At 73.1% G+C, this 18,163-nt stretch carries 16 protein-coding genes; 14 read left to right on the top strand and 2 right to left on the bottom strand.

Annotation, left to right across the window (positions count from 1 at the left end; translation table 11 throughout):
• Positions 1-6 precede the first annotated feature (6 nt).
• The 4 genes from ACQZOG_RS27885 to ACQZOG_RS27870 all read left to right on the top strand — a co-directional run bounded on the left by ACQZOG_RS27885 (position 7) and on the right by ACQZOG_RS27870 (position 2,758).
• Positions 7-1,095 (top strand): glutamate--cysteine ligase 2, encoded by a 1,089-nt coding sequence (locus ACQZOG_RS27885; protein ID WP_359497036.1) that lies wholly within the window; start codon positions 7-9, stop codon positions 1,093-1,095.
• A gap of 63 nt (positions 1,096-1,158) precedes the next feature.
• A complete protein-coding gene (locus ACQZOG_RS27880; RefSeq protein ID WP_359497033.1) occupies positions 1,159-1,431 on the top strand; it encodes a hypothetical protein in 273 nt (90 codons plus the stop codon).
• 122 nt (positions 1,432-1,553) lie between these two features.
• Positions 1,554-2,378 (top strand): alpha/beta fold hydrolase, encoded by an 825-nt coding sequence (locus ACQZOG_RS27875; protein ID WP_193455912.1) that lies wholly within the window; start codon positions 1,554-1,556, stop codon positions 2,376-2,378.
• Positions 2,379-2,434: 56 nt separating this feature from the next.
• The gene (locus ACQZOG_RS27870) at positions 2,435-2,758 is read left to right on the top strand and encodes a putative quinol monooxygenase (RefSeq protein ID WP_037638019.1); all 324 of its coding nucleotides are present in this window, start codon (positions 2,435-2,437) and stop codon (positions 2,756-2,758) included.
• Between the two features lie 168 nt (positions 2,759-2,926).
• Here ACQZOG_RS27870 and ACQZOG_RS27865 read toward each other — a convergent pair whose 3' ends face one another.
• On the bottom strand, positions 2,927-3,163 hold the full coding sequence (locus ACQZOG_RS27865; protein ID WP_033276388.1) for a DUF6480 family protein: 237 nt from the start codon (positions 3,161-3,163) through the stop codon (positions 2,927-2,929).
• A gap of 128 nt (positions 3,164-3,291) precedes the next feature.
• On the opposite strand from ACQZOG_RS27865, the gene ACQZOG_RS27860 reads away from it, so the two are divergent.
• Entirely contained in the window at positions 3,292-5,190 is a 1,899-nt protein-coding gene (locus ACQZOG_RS27860; RefSeq protein WP_261674577.1) for an AMP-dependent synthetase/ligase, read from the top strand.
• 144 nt (positions 5,191-5,334) lie between these two features.
• Positions 5,335-5,769: an ATP-binding protein gene (locus tag ACQZOG_RS27855; RefSeq protein ID WP_430741927.1), complete on the top strand. Its 435-nt coding sequence runs from the start codon at positions 5,335-5,337 to the stop codon at positions 5,767-5,769.
• A 38-nt stretch (positions 5,770-5,807) separates the two neighbouring features.
• Here the strand turns inward: ACQZOG_RS27855 and ACQZOG_RS27850 are convergent, their stop codons facing one another.
• Positions 5,808-6,176 (bottom strand): hypothetical protein, encoded by a 369-nt coding sequence (locus ACQZOG_RS27850; RefSeq protein WP_033276391.1) that lies wholly within the window; start codon positions 6,174-6,176, stop codon positions 5,808-5,810.
• A gap of 355 nt (positions 6,177-6,531) precedes the next feature.
• Here ACQZOG_RS27850 and ACQZOG_RS27845 point away from each other — a divergent pair, with 355 nt between their 5' ends.
• The 8 genes from ACQZOG_RS27845 to ACQZOG_RS27810 all read left to right on the top strand — a co-directional run bounded on the left by ACQZOG_RS27845 (position 6,532) and on the right by ACQZOG_RS27810 (position 18,061).
• Positions 6,532-10,536 carry a HAMP domain-containing protein gene (locus ACQZOG_RS27845; protein WP_106963225.1) on the top strand — a complete coding sequence of 1,335 codons (4,005 nt, stop codon included), beginning with the start codon at positions 6,532-6,534 and terminating at the stop codon, positions 10,534-10,536.
• A 23-nt stretch (positions 10,537-10,559) separates the two neighbouring features.
• On the top strand, positions 10,560-12,956 hold the full coding sequence (locus ACQZOG_RS27840; protein ID WP_058917816.1) for a SpoIIE family protein phosphatase: 2,397 nt from the start codon (positions 10,560-10,562) through the stop codon (positions 12,954-12,956).
• Between the two features lie 102 nt (positions 12,957-13,058).
• Positions 13,059-13,451: an STAS domain-containing protein gene (locus tag ACQZOG_RS27835; protein ID WP_033276392.1), complete on the top strand. Its 393-nt coding sequence runs from the start codon at positions 13,059-13,061 to the stop codon at positions 13,449-13,451.
• A 72-nt stretch (positions 13,452-13,523) separates the two neighbouring features.
• Complete coding sequence (locus ACQZOG_RS27830; protein WP_037638029.1) at positions 13,524-14,423, top strand: STAS domain-containing protein; 900 nt, start codon at positions 13,524-13,526, stop codon at positions 14,421-14,423.
• Positions 14,420-14,833, top strand: a complete 414-nt coding sequence (locus ACQZOG_RS27825; RefSeq protein ID WP_033276394.1) for an STAS domain-containing protein — start codon at positions 14,420-14,422, stop codon at positions 14,831-14,833. Before ACQZOG_RS27830 ends, ACQZOG_RS27825 begins: the two co-directional genes overlap by 4 nt.
• The gene (locus ACQZOG_RS27820) at positions 14,833-15,276 is read left to right on the top strand and encodes an anti-sigma regulatory factor (RefSeq protein ID WP_033276395.1); all 444 of its coding nucleotides are present in this window, start codon (positions 14,833-14,835) and stop codon (positions 15,274-15,276) included. The genes ACQZOG_RS27825 and ACQZOG_RS27820 overlap by 1 nt, the downstream gene beginning before the upstream one ends.
• On the top strand, positions 15,276-16,343 hold the full coding sequence (locus ACQZOG_RS27815) for a SpoIIE family protein phosphatase (protein ID WP_033276396.1): 1,068 nt from the start codon (positions 15,276-15,278) through the stop codon (positions 16,341-16,343). Before ACQZOG_RS27820 ends, ACQZOG_RS27815 begins: the two co-directional genes overlap by 1 nt.
• Positions 16,340-18,061, top strand: a complete 1,722-nt coding sequence (locus ACQZOG_RS27810) for a PP2C family protein-serine/threonine phosphatase (protein WP_037638031.1) — start codon at positions 16,340-16,342, stop codon at positions 18,059-18,061. The genes ACQZOG_RS27815 and ACQZOG_RS27810 overlap by 4 nt, the downstream gene beginning before the upstream one ends.
• Positions 18,062-18,163 lie beyond the last annotated feature (102 nt).

Genomic DNA, 18,163 nt, shown 5'->3' with positions numbered 1-18,163 from the left:
CATCAGGTGCGCACCGTGGGAGTGGAGGAGGAGCTCCTCCTGGTCGATCCGGAGACGGGTGAACCGCGGGCGATGTCCGCGGCGGTGCTCGCCCGGGCCGAGCGGGAGGACGCGGGGCAGGACGTCTTCGAGAAGGAACTGCACGAGCAGATGGTGGAGTTCGCCACCCATCCGCAGTCGTCCATGGAGAGCCTGCACGCGGAGATCGCCCGCTGCCGCAAGGAGGCCGCCGGCCACGCCGAGGAGATCGGCTGCACGGTCGCCGCGCTGGCCACGTCGCCGCTGCCGGTCAGCCCGGCGGTCGGGATGAACGAGCGGTACCGGTGGATGGAGCAGCAGTACGGCATCGCCACCCGTGAGCAGCTCGTCATGGGCTGTCACGTGCATGTGTCGGTGGAGTCCGACGAGGAGGGCGTCGCCGTCCTGGACCGGCTGCGGCCGTGGCTGTCGGTGCTGACCGCGCTGAGCGCGAACTCGCCGTTCTGGCAGGGCAAGGACTCGGGGTACGCCAGCTACCGCAGCCGGGTGTGGCAGCGGTGGCCGTCGGCGGGGCCGACCGAGCTGTTCGGGTCGCCGGAGCGCTACCACCGGCGGGTCGCCGAGATGGTGGCGACCGGCACGATTCTCGACGAGGGGATGATCTACTTCGACGCCCGGCTGTCCGAGCGGTACCCGACGGTGGAGGTACGGGTCTCGGACGTCGCGCTGCACGCGGAGACGGCGGGGCTGGTGGCCACGCTGACCCGGGGGCTGGTGGAGACGGCGGCGCGGGAGTGGCGGGAGGGCCGAGAACCGGTCGACCCGGGGGTCTCCCTGCTGCGGCTGTCCGCCTGGCAGGCGGCCCGCTCCGGCCTCACCGGCGAGCTGCTGCACCCGGAGACGATGCGGAGGATGCCCGCCGAGGCGGTCGTCCGCGCGCTCCTCGACCACACTGCGGACGCCCTCTCCGACCACGGTGACCTGGACCGCGCCCGCGAGGGCTGCGAGCGGCTGCTCCGCGACGGCAACGGCGCGATGATCCAGCGGGCCCTCCTGGAACGCACGGACAGTCTGCGCGACGTCGTCACGGAGTGCGTCCGCCATACGCAGGCGTAGCCGGCGGGGGTACGCTGCCGGCACCTTCCACGCCCGCGCAGGGCCCGGATGCCGGAGGTCCGCATGGACGACCAGCACCCCACAGAACTGATCGAGTTGCCGGGTGACCGGCGAGTCCAGGTCATCGCGTATCCGGACGGCAGCATCGAGTTCCGCGTCAGCGGCCTGCCCTACGTCCTCGCCGAGGCGCGCCTCGGCGACCCGGACGCGCACGAGGCGATCGTGAAGCTGTCTCCCGGCAGGCAGGGCAGCGCCGCGGCGTACAACTACGTGGAGGAACTGGAGAAGCGGGCCCGCGGCCAGGCCGCCCCGGCGCGGCGGACCACTCCTCACTGACGCAAGCGGACCGTCGGCCGGATGTCAGTCAGCTGACGGAGGCTGTCGGCACGGTGGCCGAGCCACTCTCGTGGAGACATCGAAACCGCCCGGTACCCGGGCGAGACCACGAGGAGCACACCATGCCGTTCGTCACCGCCGGCGACGGAACCGAGATCTTCTACAAGGACTGGGGCACGGGCCGGCCGGTCATGTTCCACCACGGCTGGCCGCTGAGCTCGGACGACTGGGACGCCCAGATGCTGTTCCTCGTCCGGCGGGGCTACCGCGTCATCGCCCACGACCGCCGAGGTCACGGGCGCTCCGCCCAGGTCGGCCACGGTCACGACATGGACCACTACGCCGCGGACGCCGCCGCCGTGGTGGCGCACCTCGGCCTGCGCGACGTCGTCCACGTCGGCCACTCCACCGGTGGTGGAGAGGTCGCCCGGTACGTCGCCAGGCACGGTGCGGGGCGGGTCGCCAAGGCCGTCCTCGTCGGAGCGGTCCCGCCGCTCATGGTGCAGACCGAATCGAACCCGGCAGGTCTGCCGATCGAGGTCTTCGACGGCTTCCGCGAGGCCGTGGCCACCCACCGCTCCCAGTTCTACCTCGACCTCGCCTCCGGGCCGTTCTACGGGTTCAACCGCCCGGGCGCGGACGTCTCCCAGGGCGTCATACAGAACTGGTGGCGTCAGGCGATGACCGGCAGCGCGCAGGCGCACCACGAGGGGATCGCCGCGTTCTCGGAGACCGACTTCACCGACGACCTCCGGGCGATGGACGTGCCCACGCTGATCATGCACGGCGACGACGACCAGATCGTCCCGATCGCCAACTCCTCGGAGAAGGCGGCCACGTTGATCGCAGACGCGCGCCTGAAGGTCTACCCGGGGCTGTCGCACGGCATGTGCACCGTGAACGCCGACACCGTCAACGCCGACCTGCTCGACTTCATCGAGAGCTGACACCGGTTCGATGCCGGCACACCGCCGGCCGGCACGGAACAGAGAGAGAACACACCATGACCGCAACACCCACCGGTTACGTGACCGTTGTCTGGGACGCGAGGGCGAAAGCGGGCCGGGAGGCCGACCTGAAGGCGTTCATCACCGCCGCCGTCACCCCCTCGCGCAACGACCCCGGCAACATCGACTACGAGGCCCACGAAGTCGAGGGCAGGCCCGGCGAGTTCCTCATTTACGAACGCTGGGAGAGCCGCGCCCACCTCGACGCGCACCTCGCAGCGCCCCGGATGCGGGAACTCGTCCCGCAGATGCTCGAACTGATCGAGGGATCGATCGAGGACGGCATCCGCCTGCTGCGCCCGTTCCGCCCCGCTCACTGAGGCGCGGGCCGCGCGGAGTGCGTCCGTGCGGAGGCGCAGCGCCGACGGCGCTCGTGCGGGTGCGCGCCCCGGCTGATCGCGCCAGTTCCCCGCGCCCCGTTCGGGGTGCGGGGCCGCACGGGGCCCGCCGCCGGCCCGCGGGGCCGGTGGCCGGGGTGGCCGGGCCCGTCAGAGGAGCAGGATGATCGCGTAGACCAGGAAGAACGCCGCGATGAAGGCGACCACGGCGAGGATCGCGGTCAGGGGGCCCTTCGCCCAGCCCTTGGCGGGGTTGTGGTCCAGCTCGTACGGGCCCGCCTCCGGCATGCTGCTCTCCGCGGGCGGGGTCTCGCCCGGTGGGACGCCGCCACCCGCCTCGAGGCCGGTGGTGCGGTCCGGATCGGGATCGGGATTGACGTAGGTCATGGACACCGGGTCCCCAGAAAGCGGCCGGATCATCAGTGCGGACACACTTGACGTGATCCCGGCCCAGGGCACGGCCCGCTGGACTACATTCAGGCACCGCCACCCCCCGTCACCGTGAGGAGCAGTGCATGCGCGACCTCGCTCTCGCTCCGCCGTCCGCCCCGCCCCTGACCGGCGGCCTCGCCGACAGCCTGTTCGCGAGGGCGGCCGAGAGCCCCACCATGCCGGTGCTGGCCCGCCGCACCGGGGCCTCCGCCCTCTGGGAGGAGGTCAGCGCCGTCGAGTTCCGCGACGAGGTCGTGGATCTGGCCAAGGGTCTGATCGCCTCCGGCATCTCGCCGGGCACCCGCGTCGCGATCATGGCGCGTACCCGCTACGAGTGGACCGTCCTGTGTCACGCCCTGTGGACGGTGGGCGCCGAGGTCGTGCCGATCTACCCCACCTCGTCGCGGGAGCAGGTCGAGTGGATCCTGCGCGACGCCGGCTGTGTGGCCGTGCTGGTCGAGGACGAGCAGAGCGTGATGACCGTGGGCTCGGTGTGCGCCCAGCTGCCCCGGCTGCGGCACGTGTGGCAGCTCGACGCGGGCGCGCTGGACCAGCTGGTGGCGCGCGGCGAGGCCATTCCGGCGGCGACGGTCGACTCGCTGCGGCGGATCGTGCTGCCGGACGCCACGGCCGTGGTGGCGTACACCTCCGGCACCTCGGGGCACGCCATGGGCTGTGCCATCAGCCACCGCGGGCTCGCGTTCATCTGCGACACGCTGCTGGCGGGCTGGGGACATGTCGCGGCGCCGCCCGGCGAGCAGGGGTCCGTGCTGGCGTTCCTGCCGTTCTCGCACGTGTACGGGCTGATGATCCAGAGCCTGTGCATCCGCGGCGGCCTGCTGATGGGGCACGAGCCGGACCTCGGCGCGGACGCGCTGTCCACGTCGCTGCGCTCGTTCCGGCCCACGTATCTGTACGCGGTGCCGTCCCTGCTGGAGAAGATCTACAAGAACTTCCTGCGCGCCTCGCAGCTCTCGGGGCGCGGGGCGCTGTTCGAGCGGGCCGCGGGCACCGCGCGGGACTTCGCGGCGGCGACGGAGCGGCAGCGCCTCGGGCGCGGCTCGGGCCCCGGTCTCGACCTGCGCATGCAGCACGCCCTGTACGAGCGGACCGTGTACCGCAGGCTGCGGGCGACGCTCGGCGGCCGCGTGCTGCGGGCCACGTCCGGCGGCTCGCCGCTCTCCCGCGACCTGTCCCTCTTCTACGAGGGCATCGGCATCTACGTGCACGACGGCTACGGCCTCACCGAGACCAGCGGCGGCGTCACCATGCAGCCGTACGGCCGGGAGAAGTCGGGGACGGTCGGGCAGCCGCTGCCGGGCACCGCGGTCACGGTGGCCGAGGACGGGGAGATCCTGGTGCGCGGGCCGTCGGTGTTCCAGGGGTACATCGGCGACCCGGCCGCCACCCGGGCCGCCCTGCGGGACGGCTGGCTGGCCACCGGCGACCTGGGCCGGCTGGACGGCGAGGGCTACCTCACGATCACCGGCCGCAAGAAGGACATCATCATCACCAGCAGCGGCAAGAGCGTCGCCCCGGCCGCCCTGGAGCAGCGGCTGCGGATGCACCCCCTCGTGCACCAGGCCGTGGTGGTGGGTGACAACCGGCCGTGCGTGGGCGCCCTGATCACGCTGGACCCGGACTTCCTGGCGGACTGGCGTGCGGCGCTGTCGCTGCAGGGCGACGCCCCGGCGCGCGAGGCGCGGGAGGAGAACGCGCTGCGGGAGGAGATCGGGCGGGCCGTCGCCGCGGCCAACAGCAGCGTGTCCCGCTCGGAGTCGATCCGGGTGTTCCGGGTGCTGCCGGAGCCGTTCGACGTGTCCAACGGCCTGCTGACGCCGTCGATGAAGCTGCGCCGGGACGAGATCGTGCGCCGCTACGCGCTGGAGATCGACGCGATGTACCAGTCCCGTACGCGCCCGGCGCGCCCCCCGGAGCCGGCCGACGCGTCGGTGTGGGACGAGGACAGCGTGTTCCGCTGATCATTCCGCGCCGGGTGCGGGGTTTGTCACCCCGCACCGTCGGGCAGGCGGGCGCGTAGGCTCCGCCCGCACGGGAACCCACAGATCGGGGAACGCAACAGCAGCGACGACCGCCCCGGCAGCGACCGGGGCCTGGAAGGCGACATGGCACCCGAGTCGCGTAGGGACAGGACACTGGCCGGCGAGGAGATCACGAGCCGCATCGCCAGCTTCCCGGGGGAGCTGCACGATGTGACGGACGCACGTCTGGTCGCGGAGGCATTCCTCTTCGACCTGGCCCGTGCGTCGGCGCCGACGGCGCCGGAGCACTGGGACGACATACTCCTGGTGGTGACGGAACTGGCCGCGAACGCGGTGCAGTACGCCCCCGGACCGTTCGAGCTGCGGCTGCGCCGCACGTTCGACGGGGTGCACGTGGTGATGCACGACACGAACACCACCGAACCGGCCCCGCGCCCGTTCCACCCGCACAGCGGCGGGGGCGGCATCGGGTGGCATCTGATCCACACGCTCTGCGACCAGGTGAGCGTCGTCACGCACGAGCAGGGGAAGGACATCCACGTCTTCCTGCCGTGGTGAGCGCCCCGGAGGCGCGGAGCCGCCGGGGCGCCTGCCCGTCAGGCGGGCCGCTCCTCGCGGGGCAGCTCGCTGTAGTAGAGGCCGACGGCGGTGAGATAGACGGCGTCCATGGTCTCGCTGTCGGTGCGGAAGCGCGGCGCGGCCTTCAGCTCGGCCCGGGTGCAGGACACCGTCAGTTTCCGCTCCGCGGCGTCGACGGAGGTGATCACCCCGACGGGGACCAGCAGGCTGCGGCCGAACACCCACACGCCGGTGTCCACGACGAGGTGCGGCATGCCGTGGTGGTCGGCCCGTCGGTCGACGTGGCCGGCGGTTCCGTCGCGCGCGACGACGGTGTAGCCCGTGAGGTCCGCGCCGCGGGCGTGGTCCAGGCCCGGCGCGTACGACCAGATGCTGTCGGTGGGCACTGCTTCCGGCCTCCCCGAGGTACGACTGCTCCCCATGAACTGCTCCCCCTTCACAGGAGCGGGGCCGGACACTCCGGCCCTCTCCACCCGAGCAGATACCCGTCCGGCGGGCACACATTCGAACGGCGCCCGTCGAATGCGGCCGGTCCGGCCGGACGGAGGTGAAATCGCATCAGGTACCCCGCTTCCGCGGGAACATGCACGCCGGAGAACGTGATTCTCGACCGGTCCGGGAAGCCCGCCACCCGCTTTGTCGCGTGCCCGCGAGGTGGGTTAATCTTCGGCGTATTTCTCGCCGCGCGACTCCGCTGATCTGCGGAAATGCGCACTGAATGGGGCCGGAACGAGGGTGCGCATGACCAGGGGAAGCACCGAGGGGACCGACACGGTGCCGGGGGACAAGGAGCTGAGGCAGCTCCTCGCGGGGCTGACGGCCGTACGGGACGGGGACTTCGGGACCCGGCTGCCCGGTGACGCCGACGGGCTCATGGGGGACATCGCCAAGGTCTTCAACGGGATGGTGGACCAGCTGTCGCTGTTCACGTCCGAAGTCACGCGTGTCGCCCGCGAGGTGGGCACGGAGGGGACGCTCGGCGGGCAGGCGCAGGTGCCGGGGGTGTCGGGCACCTGGGCGGACCTCACCGACTCGGTGAACGCCATGGCGGGCAACCTCACGGCACAGGTCCGCAACGTCGCCCAGGTGACGACGGCGGTGGCGAAGGGCGACCTGTCGCAGAAGATCACCGTCGACGCGCGCGGCGAGATCCTCGAGCTCAAGAACACCATCAACACGATGGTCGACCAGCTCTCCGCCTTCGCCGACGAGGTCACCCGCGTCGCCCGCGAGGTCGGCACCGAGGGACGCCTCGGCGGCCAGGCGGACGTGCAGGGGGTCAGGGGCACCTGGCGTGACCTGACCGACTCGGTGAACTTCATGGCCGGCAACCTCACCGGCCAGGTGCGCAACATCGCGCTGGTGGCGACGGCGGTCGCGCAGGGCGATCTCTCGCAGAAGATCACCGTCGACGCGCGCGGCGAGATCCTCGAGCTCAAGAACACCATCAACACGATGGTCGACCAGCTCTCCGCCTTCGCCGACGAGGTCACCCGCGTCGCCCGCGAGGTCGGCACCGAGGGACGCCTCGGCGGGCAGGCGCAGGTGCGGGGGGTGTCGGGCACCTGGAAGGACCTCACCGACAACGTCAACGTGATGGCGTCCAACCTGACGAGCCAGGTGCGCTCCATCGCCCAGGTGGCGTCCGCCGTGGGCCGGGGCGACCTGTCGCAGCGGATCCGCGTCGAGGCGGCGGGCGAGGTCGCGGCGCTCGCGGACGTCATCAACACGATGGTGGACACGCTGTCCGCGTTCGCCGACGAGGTCACCCGCGTCGCCCGCGAGGTCGGCACCGAGGGACGCCTCGGCGGCCAGGCGCACGTGCCGGGTGTCGCCGGCACCTGGAAGGACCTCACCGACAACGTCAACTCGATGGCCAACAACCTCACCGGCCAGGTGCGCAACATCGCGCTGGTGACGACCGCCGTCGCGAAGGGCGACCTGTCGAAGAAGATCGACGTCGACGCGCGCGGCGAGATCCTCGAGCTGAAGACGACCATCAACACGATGGTCGACCAGCTCTCCGCGTTCGCCCAGGAGGTCACCCGCGTCGCCCGCGAGGTCGGCACCGAGGGCCGGCTCGGCGGGCAGGCGGAGGTCGAGGGCGTCTCCGGCACCTGGAAGCGGCTCACCGAGAACGTCAACGAGCTGGCCGGGAACCTCACCCGGCAGGTCCGCGCGATCGCCGAGGTGACCAGCGCGGTCGCCGAGGGCGACCTGACCCGCTCGGTGAACGTGGAGGCGTCCGGGGAGGTCGCCGAGCTCAAGGACAACATCAACGCGATGGTGGAGTCCCTGCGCGAGACCACCCGGGCCAACCAGGAGCAGGACTGGCTCAAGACCAACCTGGCCCGGGTGTCCGGGCTGATGCAGGGCCACCGCGACCTGCCCGTGGTCGCGGAGCTGATCATGGACGAGCTGGTGCCGCTGGTGTCCGCGCAGTACGGCGCGTTCTACCTCGCGGAGGACGGCGACGGCGGCCCCGAGCTGCGTCTCGTCGGCTCCTACGGCTACCCGGACGACAGCGGCCGGCCGACGCGCATCGCCTTCGGCAAGACCCTCGTCGGGCAGGCCGCGCGCAGCAGACGCACCATCCTGGTGGACCAGCTGCCGCCGGACTACGTGACCATCTCCTCCGGGCTCGGTCAGGTGGTGCCGACGGCCCTGGTGCTGCTGCCGATCGTGGTCGAGGGCCAGGTGCTCGGTGTGATCGAGCTGGCGTCGGTGACGCCGTTCACCCAGACCCACCAGGACTTCCTGGAACAGCTGATGGAGACCATCGGCGTCAACGTCAACACCATCGTGGCGAACGCCCGCACCGACGAGCTGCTGGTGGAGTCGCAGCGGCTCACCGCCGAACTCCAGGAGCGGTCCGCGGAGTTGCAGACCCAGCAGGAGGAACTGCAGCGCTCCAACGCCGAACTGGAGGACAAGGCGGCGCTGCTGGCCTCGCAGAACCGGGACATCGAGGCGAAGAACCTGCAGATCGAGCAGGCCCGGCAGGAACTGGAGGCGCGGGCGCAGCAGTTGTCGCTCGCCTCGAAGTACAAGTCGGAGTTCCTGGCGAACATGAGCCACGAACTGCGCACCCCGCTCAACAGCCTGCTGATCCTGGCCCAGTTGCTCGCGCAGAACCCCTCGCGCAACCTCTCCCCCAAGCAGGTCGAGTACGCGCAGATCATCCACTCGGCGGGTTCGGACCTGCTCCAGCTCATCAACGACATCCTCGACCTGTCGAAGGTCGAGGCGGGCAAGATGGACGTCAGCCCGGAGCGGGTGGAGCTGCGCCGTCTCGTCGAGTACGTCGAGGCGACGTTCCGGCCGATGACCATGCAGAAGAGCCTGGACTTCACGATCACCACCGCGCCGGGCGCGCCCGCGGACCTGCTCACCGACGACTCGCGGCTGCGCCAGGTGCTGCGCAACCTGCTGTCCAACGCGGTGAAGTTCACCGAGCGCGGCCAGGTGGAGCTGCGCATCGAGCCGGCCCCGGACGACGAGGTGCCCCAGGAGGTGCTGCGCGGCGGCCCCGTGGTGGCCTTCCGGGTGCGGGACACCGGCGTCGGCATCCCGGAGCAGCACCTGGAGTCGATCTTCGGCGCGTTCCAGCAGGCCGACGGCACCACCAGCCGCAAGTACGGCGGGACGGGCCTGGGGCTTTCCATCACCCGGGAGATCGCGCACCTGCTGGGCGGCGCGGTCACCGTGGACAGCGTCGCGGGCCAGGGCTCGACGTTCACGCTGTTCCTGCCGGTGGCGCGCCCCGACTTCGAGCAGCAGCTGCGGCCCGCGCCGGCCGTGGAGGGCGAGCCGGCCGGGCAGGAACTGCCGGAGGCGGCGTCCCCGCGGACGCCCGCGATCGAGGCGGCGCCCGCCCCGCAGGGGCAGCGTCCACGCCGGCTGCTGGTGGTGGAGGAGCGGCCCCGTGGGCTGCTCACGCTGGTCGCGGAGAGCGTGGTGCAGGACGTCGCCCACACGGGCGGCGGCTCGCGCCCGTCGGTCGACATCATCACCGCCGTCGGCGCGCAGGAGGCGGCCGGAGCGCTGGCCGCCGACCCCTGCCACTGCGTCGTGCTGGAGCTGGGCATGGCGGAGGCGGAGGTGACGCGCTTCCTGGAGGCGCTGCGCGGCGACTCCGCCCTGGCGAGCGTGCCCGTCCTGGTGCACAGCGGGCACCGCGCCGACGCCGGGGTGGAGGCGAACCTGCGGGACCGCGCCTCGGGCACGGCGCTGGAGTTCCTGTCCAGCCTGGACGAGCTGCGGGAGCGGATCGCGCTGCACCTGTCGGCGGAGGAGCCCGGCGACGTGCTGTCGCTGGTGCGCCCGGACGAGGCGCAGCGGACCGCGCCCGAGGCCGTGGTGGACGGTTCGTTCGCGGGCCGGACGGTGCTGGTCGTCGACGACGACGCGCGGAACCTCTTCGCGCTCAGCGGCATCCTGGAGCTGCACGGATTCCGGGTGCTGCACGCCGAGGACGGCCGCAAGGGCATCGAGAGACTGGTGGACAACCCGGACGTGGCGCTGGTCCTGATGGACGTGATGATGCCCGAGCTGGACGGGTACGCCGCCACGGCCGAGATCCGCTCGATGCCGCGCTACGCGGACCTGCCGATCATCGCGGTGACGGCGAAGGCCATGCCCGGGGACCGGGAGAAGAGCCTCGCCTCGGGCGCCAGCGACTACGTCACCAAGCCGGTCGACAGCCGTGAGCTGATCGCCTGCGTCCGCCGCTGGCTGCCGGCATGAGCGTCCAGGAGGACCGGGAGCACATGGGCGAGCCGACGCCCGAGGAGATGGAGCTGCGGCGTCCCCCGGCCGGACCCGCCGGGGTGGCCACGGACTCCCCCGTCGGCCGGCTCGCGGCGACGGTGGACCGGCTGAGCCGTGAGGTACGGGCCGCCCAGGCGGAGGCCGAGGGGCGGGCGCTGATCGAGCTCGCCAAGGGCATCCTGGTGGAGCGCCTCGGGTGCGGTCCCGCGCAGGCGGCCCGGCAGCTCGCCGAGCTGACCGAGCAGGCGGGGACGACCCAGCTGGAGTTCGCCGTCGAGGTGATCAACCAGGCCGCCCGGGACCGGATGTCCGAGGTGACGCACGCCTTCCTGGCCGCCACCCGGGCGGCCGGCGAGGCGGAGGCGGACCCTGCGGCGGTCCGGCTGCGGGCGGCGGAGAGCGGGGCGCTGGCCGCCGACGACACCCAGGCGGTGGCCGAGTCGCTGCTGGAGCAGGCGCTGCGTCCGCTGGGCGCGGTGGCCGTGGCGATCTGGGCGGCCGGCGCGGACGGGTCGCTGACCCTGGCCGGCAGTGCGGGCTTCTCCCCCGCCGAGGCGGCGCGCTGGTACTACGTGCCGCCGGACGTGGCGACGGTCGCGCGGTGCGGTCTGGCCGAGCGCGAGGGGCTGTGGATCGAGTCGCTGGCCGAGCGGGGGCTTCCCAGCGTGGGCCGGCACCACCACCCGGACGGCGGCCGTGCGGCCGTGCCCGCCGGCACCGGCGGGCGGGTGTACGGCGTGCTGGAGATCGTCTGGCCCGTTCCGCTGCCCCCGCAGCGGCCGCAGATCGTGCGCCAGGTGGAGGCCCTGGCGGAGCTGTGCGCGCACACGCTGGAGACGTACACGCCGCCCGGCGGGCCCGCCCGTCCGCAGCGGGTGCTGCCGGACGCGGCCGAACTGATGGACCTGGCCGACGGGCTGTACGACCCGGCCCTGGTGCTGGTGCCGCACCTGGACGAGTCGGGGAACCTGCTCGACTTCCGCATCCAGCACGTCAACAGCCGCTTCCTGGACCCGGCGGGCCGGCCGCGCGGCATGGTCGGCGGGGCTCTGCTGCTGGAGGCGTACCCGATGGCCGCCGGGGAGAGCGAGCTGTTCCAGCGGATCGAGCGGGTGTACGCCACGGGTGAGCCCTTCCGCGCCCGGCGCATGCATCTGACCGCGCTGGTGGACCAGGTGCCGTTGTCGGCGGTCGCGGACATCAGCGTCAGCCGGCACGGCGCGGGGATCCTCTTCATCTGGCGGATCGAGGACGAGACGGCGCGGCTGGCGAGCCTGTTGCAGCACGCGCAGCGGCTCGGCCGGATCGGCGGGTTCGAGGAGAACCTGCTGACCGGTGAGATCACCTGGAACGACCAGCTGTTCGACCTGTACGGGCGGCCGGAGACCAGTTCCCCGGTGCCGCTGGAGGACCTGCCGGCGCACGCCCACCCGGACGACGCGGTGGCCATCGGCCGTTTCCTGCGCACGCTGCTGCACCACCGGCGCCCGGCCTCGGCCGCGTTCCGGCTGCAGCGGCCGGACGGCGTGACCCGGCACATCCGGGTGGTCGCCGAACCGGTGCTGGACACCGACGGGCGGCTGCTCACGGTACGGGGCGCCTACCAGGACATCTCGTCGCAGCACTGGACCGAGGTGGCGCTGGCGGCGACCCGTGACCAGCTCGCGCACACCGAGCAGCAGGCCAGCGAGCGGGACCGGCTGGCGCTGCAGCTCCAGCGGGCGATCATGCCGCCGACGCAGGCGCCGCTGCAGATGCCCGACCTGGACGTGGCCGTGCGCTACCGGCCGGCCGAGGCGGAGCAGCTGGTGGGCGGCGACTGGTACGACGCGGTGGTGCTGCCGTCGCGTCTGGTGCTGCTGTGCGTGGGTGACGTCGCCGGTCACGGCATCGAGGCGGCGACCAGCATGGTCGTGCTGCGCAACGCGCTGCGCGGGCTGGCCGTCACGGGCGCGGGCCCCGGGCAGCTGCTGTCGTGGCTGAACATGGTGACGCACCATCTGACCGGCGGGGTCACGGCCACGGCGGTCTGCGGCCTGTACGACCCGGCCACCCGCACCCTGCGGTGGGCACGGGCGGGCCATCTGCCGCCGGTGCTGGTGCGCGGCTCCGAGGCGTCCCCGCTGCCCCCGGTGAGCGGTCTGCTGCTGGGCGCCCTCCCCGAGGCGCGTTACGAGGAGGGCGAGGTGCAGCTCGCCGCGGACGACAACCTGCTGATGTACACGGACGGGCTGATCGAACGCCGGGACCGCTCGGTGGAGGAGTCGCTGACGCACCTCCTCACCACCGCGGCCACGGTCCCGGGCACGCTCGACCAGCGGCTCGACCGCCTGCTCACGTACAGCCGGTCGGACACCGACGACGACACCTGCATCGTGGGAATCAGAGTGGGGTAGGTCACCCCGACGGCCGATCGGGCGGGCGGAGGCATGAGGGGGCGATTCGGGGGTACGCGCGGCTGCGCGACGAAGAGCTTGATCACCTTGTTGGAGGTACTCGTGCCCATTGCCCAGGACCCGTTGTCCGTCGAGGTGACACTTCCTCGTGAGGACGTGGCCCTCGTGACCGTCGAGGGCTACTTGGACGTCGACACCGCGACCGAGTTCCAGCACCATCTGGCGAACCAGCTGCACCACGGCCGCCGGCACTTCCTGCTGGACCTGTCCGCGGTGCCGTTCATGGACTCGTCCGGCATGAACATCATCCTGCGCGTCTACCAGGAGGCGCGGGAGCTGCCGGGGAGCGTCCACATCATCTCGCCCACCCCCGCGGTGCGCCGGATCCTCGACCTGACGGGCGTCAGCATCACCGTGCCCGTGTCGGAGAGCGTCGACGAGGCGCTGGAGCGCGTCGACCGTCCCCAGGCGGCCCCGGCCGAGCCCGAGGTCTGAGCGGGACCGCCCCGCCGCCCGGCCCCGTCACGGGTCCGGGCGCTTTGTCACGACGAGGAGGAGAACAGACAGGTGCCGGAGCACGAAGCGGACACGACCCACTCGACCCCCGCAAGAGAGGTCGGGGACTTCCTGCGGCGGCGACGGGAGCAGATAGCCCAGCGATGGGCGGACGAGCCCCTGTTCCGCACGGTGTTCACCGTGTCGCGCGACGAGGCGGTGGACGCGGGCCGGGTGATCGTGGACGCGCTGGCCCAGGTGGCCGACGCGCAGCGGATCGAGGACCCGGACGCCGCGGGGTTCACCGGGGTCCGCGAGCAGCTCGCCCGGATGGGGGCGGCCCGCTCCCGCGCGGGTCTGTCCACCACGCAGGTCTCCAGCGAGCTGGCCGCGCTGCTGCCGCCGGTGGAGAACCTCCTGGTGGCCGATCTGGAGCAGGAGGACTCCGAGCGGCGCCGGGAGTGCGCCATCGCGCTGAGCGTGCTGATGGGCACGCTGCGGCTGGTCACCATGCAGACCGCGCTCAGCGAGAACCAGGCCCTGATCGACCGGCAGCGGCTGCAGCTGCTGGAGGTGGCGACACCGGTGATCAAGCTCTGGGACGGGATCGTGGCGGTCCCGCTGATCGGGACGCTGGACAGCGCCCGCAGCCAGGTGGTGATGGAGACGCTGCTGGACGCGGTGGTCGACCAGCACGCCCGGTTCGCGATCCTCGACATCACCGGTGTGCCGACGGTCGACTCGCTGGTCGCGCAGCACCTGATGAAGACGGTCGCCGCGGCCCGGCTGATGGGCGCCGAGTGCGTCGTCTCCGGCATCCGCCCGGCGATCGCGCAGACCATCGTCCACCTCGGCCTCGACCTCGGCACGGTCAAGACCCGCGCGAGCCTCGCCGACGCGCTCGGGTACTGCCTGAACGAGCTGGGCGCGAACATCGTGAACGCCCCGGCCGAGGGTGCGGTCCGGCGGTGAGCGAACACTTCGCCCGCCCGGTCGCGGGCCATGTGCCGGTGCTGCGGCTCGGTGACGTGCTGCTGGTCACCCTGCAGGGGGACCTGCACGACGGTATGGCGTCCCAGCTCCAGCAGGACCTGGCAGAGACGATCGTGGCCAGCCGGGTCACCGGGGTGGTGATCGACATCTCCGGGGTGGAGATCGTCGACTCCTTCCTCGGCCGGGTGCTCGCCGAGACGGCGGCGCAGACCGAGCTGCTGGCCGCGCGGACCGTGGTGGCGGGCATGCGGCCCGCGGTCGCCATCACGCTGGTGGAGCTGGGCCTGACGTTCCCCGAGCTGCGTACGGCGCTGAACACGGAGGCGGCTCTGGCGATGCTGGCGCAGCCCGTCGTGGCGAACCGGTCCGGCGGCGAGGGGAGACCGTGATGGACACCGCCGCGGACGTGGAGGCGCGGCTGCCCATCCGGTCGGACATGGACCTCGCGTGGGTGCGTCAGCACGTGCGGCAGGCCGCCACCCGGGTCGGCTTCGGTCTGGTGGACCAGACGAAGCTGGTGACGGCCGCCAGCGAGCTGGCCCGCAACACGCTGGTGCACGGCGGGGGCGGTGTGCTGGAGACGACGCGGGTCACCGCCGCCGACGGCACGGCCGGGCTGCGGCTGACCTTCTCCGACGAGGGCCCCGGGATCCCGGACCTCGAGCGGGCCCTCAGCGACGGCTACACCTCGGGCGACGGACTGGGCATGGGGCTGGGCGGGTCGCGGCGCCTGGTGCACGACTTCGAGGTGGACAGCACCCCGGGGGCGGGCACCACGGTGCGGGTGACCTCCTGGGTGTCCCGGCCGGTCCGGCCGCGCGGAGGTGGGTGATGCCGCGTGTGTGGCATGTGCCGGTGCACGACGCGACCCGGGTGCGCGACGTCAGGGTGGCGGCGGAGGAGGCCGCGGCCCGCGCCGGGCTGGACGAGCAGCGCCGCGCGGCGTGCGCGCTCGTGGCGACCGAGCTGGCGACCAATCTGGTGAACCACGCGAAGGCCGGCGAGGTGGTCGTGGACGTCGTCGACCCCGCCGTGCTGCCGGAGGGGCGGCCGGGACGGGCCGTGCAGATCACCGCCCTCGACCACGGGCCGGGCATCGCCGACGTGGCCGGCGCGTTCGAGGACGGGTTCACCACCGGCGGCTCGCTCGGCGCGGGTCTGGGGACGTGCCGGCGGATCGCCGACGCGTTCGGCCTGCACAGCGAGGTGGGACGGGGCACGGTCGCGGTGGCCCGGGTCGGCCCCGCCACCGTCGGGCTCGTCCCTGCGGAGGCCCCGGCGCGCTCCCTCGGTGTGCACGCGGGCGGCGTCAACGTGCCGTTCGCGGGCGCGGAGCAGTCCGGGGACGCCTGGTCGTGGGTGCGGTCCGGCGACCGGGTGACGCTGATGCTGGCGGACGGGCTCGGCCACGGCGCCGAGGCCGCCCGCGCCTCCGACACCGCCGTCGAGGAGCTGCGCCACTGCGCCCGGCTGCCGCCCGCCGAGCTGCTCCAGCGGCTGCACACCGCGCTGTCCGGGACCCGGGGCGCGGCGGTCGCCGCGGCCCAGCTCGACACCTGGACCGGGCGGCTGCGCTTCGCGGGCATCGGCAACGTGACCGCGCGGCTGCGGGACGGCGGGCGCTGGCGGACGCTGTTGTCCCGGCCCGGAATCGTCGGCGCGCACCGGCCGCGCACGGTGCGCGAGGACGAGGCGGACTGGACCCCCGGGAGCCTGCTGATCCTGCACACGGACGGGCTGTCGTCGCGCTGGACACCGCCCGCGGGCACCGGCGTGCCCCCGGCCGACCCGGCCGTGACGGCGGCCGTGGCGGTCCGTGACGCGGGCAGCGCGGCACGTCCGGTGCGGGACGACACCGCCGTGGCCGTGCTCGCCAACATCCCGGAGGCTTCCTCATGACGCGTGCCTGGCGCATCGCGACCGTCACCGACGCGGCCCGCGCCCGCGTCTCCGTGGCGCGGCTGGCCGCCGCGTGCGGGGTGCCCACCGTCGAGCGGACCCGGCTGGCCGTGTCCCTCAGCGGGCAGCTGCGGCAGTGCCTCACCAAGGGCGGCACCTGGCTGCTGACGGTGGAGAGCGCCGAGGGCGCGGACGGCGGTCCCGGCGAGCTGCACGTGGTGGTCGTCCCCGCCCCGGACGGCGACGCCGGGGAGCGCACCCCGTGGACGACGGGCGTGCCCTGCCCCTATCCGGGCCGGCTGTCCGATCCGTGCCCGGTGCCGGAGGAGGCGGCCGCGTTGTCCGAGGGGCTGCTCGGTGCCGACGAGGACACCTCGGTGGTGCTGGAGGAGCTGACGGAGCAGGAGGGTCTGGTCGCCTTCCACCGGGAGGAGCTGCACCAGACCAATCAGGGCGTCCTCGCGCTGCACGCCGAGCTGGACGCGGCGGGCAGGGCGCAGCGGGAGGCGTTCGCCGCCGAGCGGCGGGCGCGCACCGAGGCGGAGAACGCGCGGCGGCGGCTCACGTTCCTCGCGGACGCCAGCGCCGAGCTGACCGCGTCGCTGAACCACGACGAGATCCTGCGCCGGCTGCCGGAGCTGCTGGTGCCGCGGTACGCCGACGGCGTCGACGTCTGGCTGTTCGACCCCGAGGACGGCCGGCCGCTGCCCGCCGACCATCCGGGCGCCGCGGTGCAGGCGGCCCGCACCGGGCGCCCGCAGTACGCCGCCGACCACCCCGGCAACCTGCCGGGAGTGGAGGACCGGCCGCCGTCGGCGCTGGCCCCCCACCGGCCGCTGCTGTGCGTCCCGCTGCTGACGCCGCGCCGGGCGCCGCTGGGCGTGCTGACGCTGTCGCCGCAGGGCGAACGGTGGGACCCGGACGACGCGGTGATGCTGATCGAACTGGCCCGGCGGGCCGGGATCGCCCTGGACAACGCGCGCCGGTTCGAACACAACCGGGACATCGCGGAGACGCTGCAGCGCGCCCTGCTGACGGAGCTGCCGTCCGCCCCCGGCGTGGGGCTGGCCGCGCGCTACCTGCCCGCCACGCACGGCCTGAACATCGGCGGTGACTGGTACGACGCGTTCCGGCAGCGGGACGGCAGCCTGGTCACCGTCATCGGGGACGTGACCGGGCACGGGCTGCACGCGGCGGTGATGATGAGCCAGCTGCGCACCGCGCTGCGCGCCTACGCCGTGGACGGCGACAGCCCGGGGCGGCTGCTCACCCGGCTGCACGGCTATCTGCGCCATCTCCAGCCGGACCTGTTCGCGACGGCCGTCATCGCCCGCTTCCACCCGGACGACCGGACGCTCACTTGGGCCGCGGCCGGCCATCCACCGCCGGTGCTGCGGCTGCCCGACGGCGGGGTGCGCACGCTGGACGCCAAGCCGGGCGCGATGCTGGGCATCCCGCTCAGCCAGGACATCCCCGACCACACCGAGCGGCTGGCGCCCGGCTCGACGCTGGCCCTCTACACCGACGGTCTGGTCGAGCGGCGCGCCCAGGGCATCGACCCGGGCATCGAGCGGCTCGGCTCGGCGCTCGCCTCCTTCGACCGCGCGGAACTGGACACCGACCTGGAGGACGCGGCGGACCGCGTTCTGCGGCCCCTTCTCAGCGACTCCGAGCGCGACGACGACGTGTGCCTGCTGCTCTGCCACCTGCGCGGCTGAGGCCGCGCCGGGTCCCCCGCCCTGACGGTTCCCGGTGCGGTCCGGGGCCGGGGCGGGCATCGTGGAGCTGAACAGGGGCACGCGTCAGGCATCGACGTTCGA

This window comes from Streptomyces sp. P13-3-3 (assembly GCF_050571355.1).
Taxonomy (GTDB): domain Bacteria; phylum Actinomycetota; class Actinomycetes; order Streptomycetales; family Streptomycetaceae; genus Streptomyces; species Streptomyces althioticus.
Note: the sequence above shows the minus strand (reverse complement) of the source record. Positions and strands in the feature narration are given on the sequence as shown.

Coding starts and splice junctions, on each gene's coding strand:
- ACQZOG_RS27880 (WP_359497033.1), top strand. CDS start 1,159: ATGGACGACCAGCACCCCACAGAACTGATCGAGTTGCCGGGTGACCGG.
- ACQZOG_RS27875 (WP_193455912.1), top strand. CDS start 1,554: ATGCCGTTCGTCACCGCCGGCGACGGAACCGAGATCTTCTACAAGGAC.
- ACQZOG_RS27870 (WP_037638019.1), top strand. CDS start 2,435: ATGACCGCAACACCCACCGGTTACGTGACCGTTGTCTGGGACGCGAGG.
- ACQZOG_RS27865 (WP_033276388.1), bottom strand. CDS start 3,163: ATGACCTACGTCAATCCCGATCCCGATCCGGACCGCACCACCGGCCTC.
- ACQZOG_RS27860 (WP_261674577.1), top strand. CDS start 3,292: ATGCGCGACCTCGCTCTCGCTCCGCCGTCCGCCCCGCCCCTGACCGGC.
- ACQZOG_RS27855 (WP_430741927.1), top strand. CDS start 5,335: ATGGCACCCGAGTCGCGTAGGGACAGGACACTGGCCGGCGAGGAGATC.
- ACQZOG_RS27845 (WP_106963225.1), top strand. CDS start 6,532: ATGACCAGGGGAAGCACCGAGGGGACCGACACGGTGCCGGGGGACAAG.
- ACQZOG_RS27840 (WP_058917816.1), top strand. CDS start 10,560: ATGGGCGAGCCGACGCCCGAGGAGATGGAGCTGCGGCGTCCCCCGGCC.
- ACQZOG_RS27820 (WP_033276395.1), top strand. CDS start 14,833: ATGGACACCGCCGCGGACGTGGAGGCGCGGCTGCCCATCCGGTCGGAC.
- ACQZOG_RS27815 (WP_033276396.1), top strand. CDS start 15,276: ATGCCGCGTGTGTGGCATGTGCCGGTGCACGACGCGACCCGGGTGCGC.
- ACQZOG_RS27810 (WP_037638031.1), top strand. CDS start 16,340: ATGACGCGTGCCTGGCGCATCGCGACCGTCACCGACGCGGCCCGCGCC.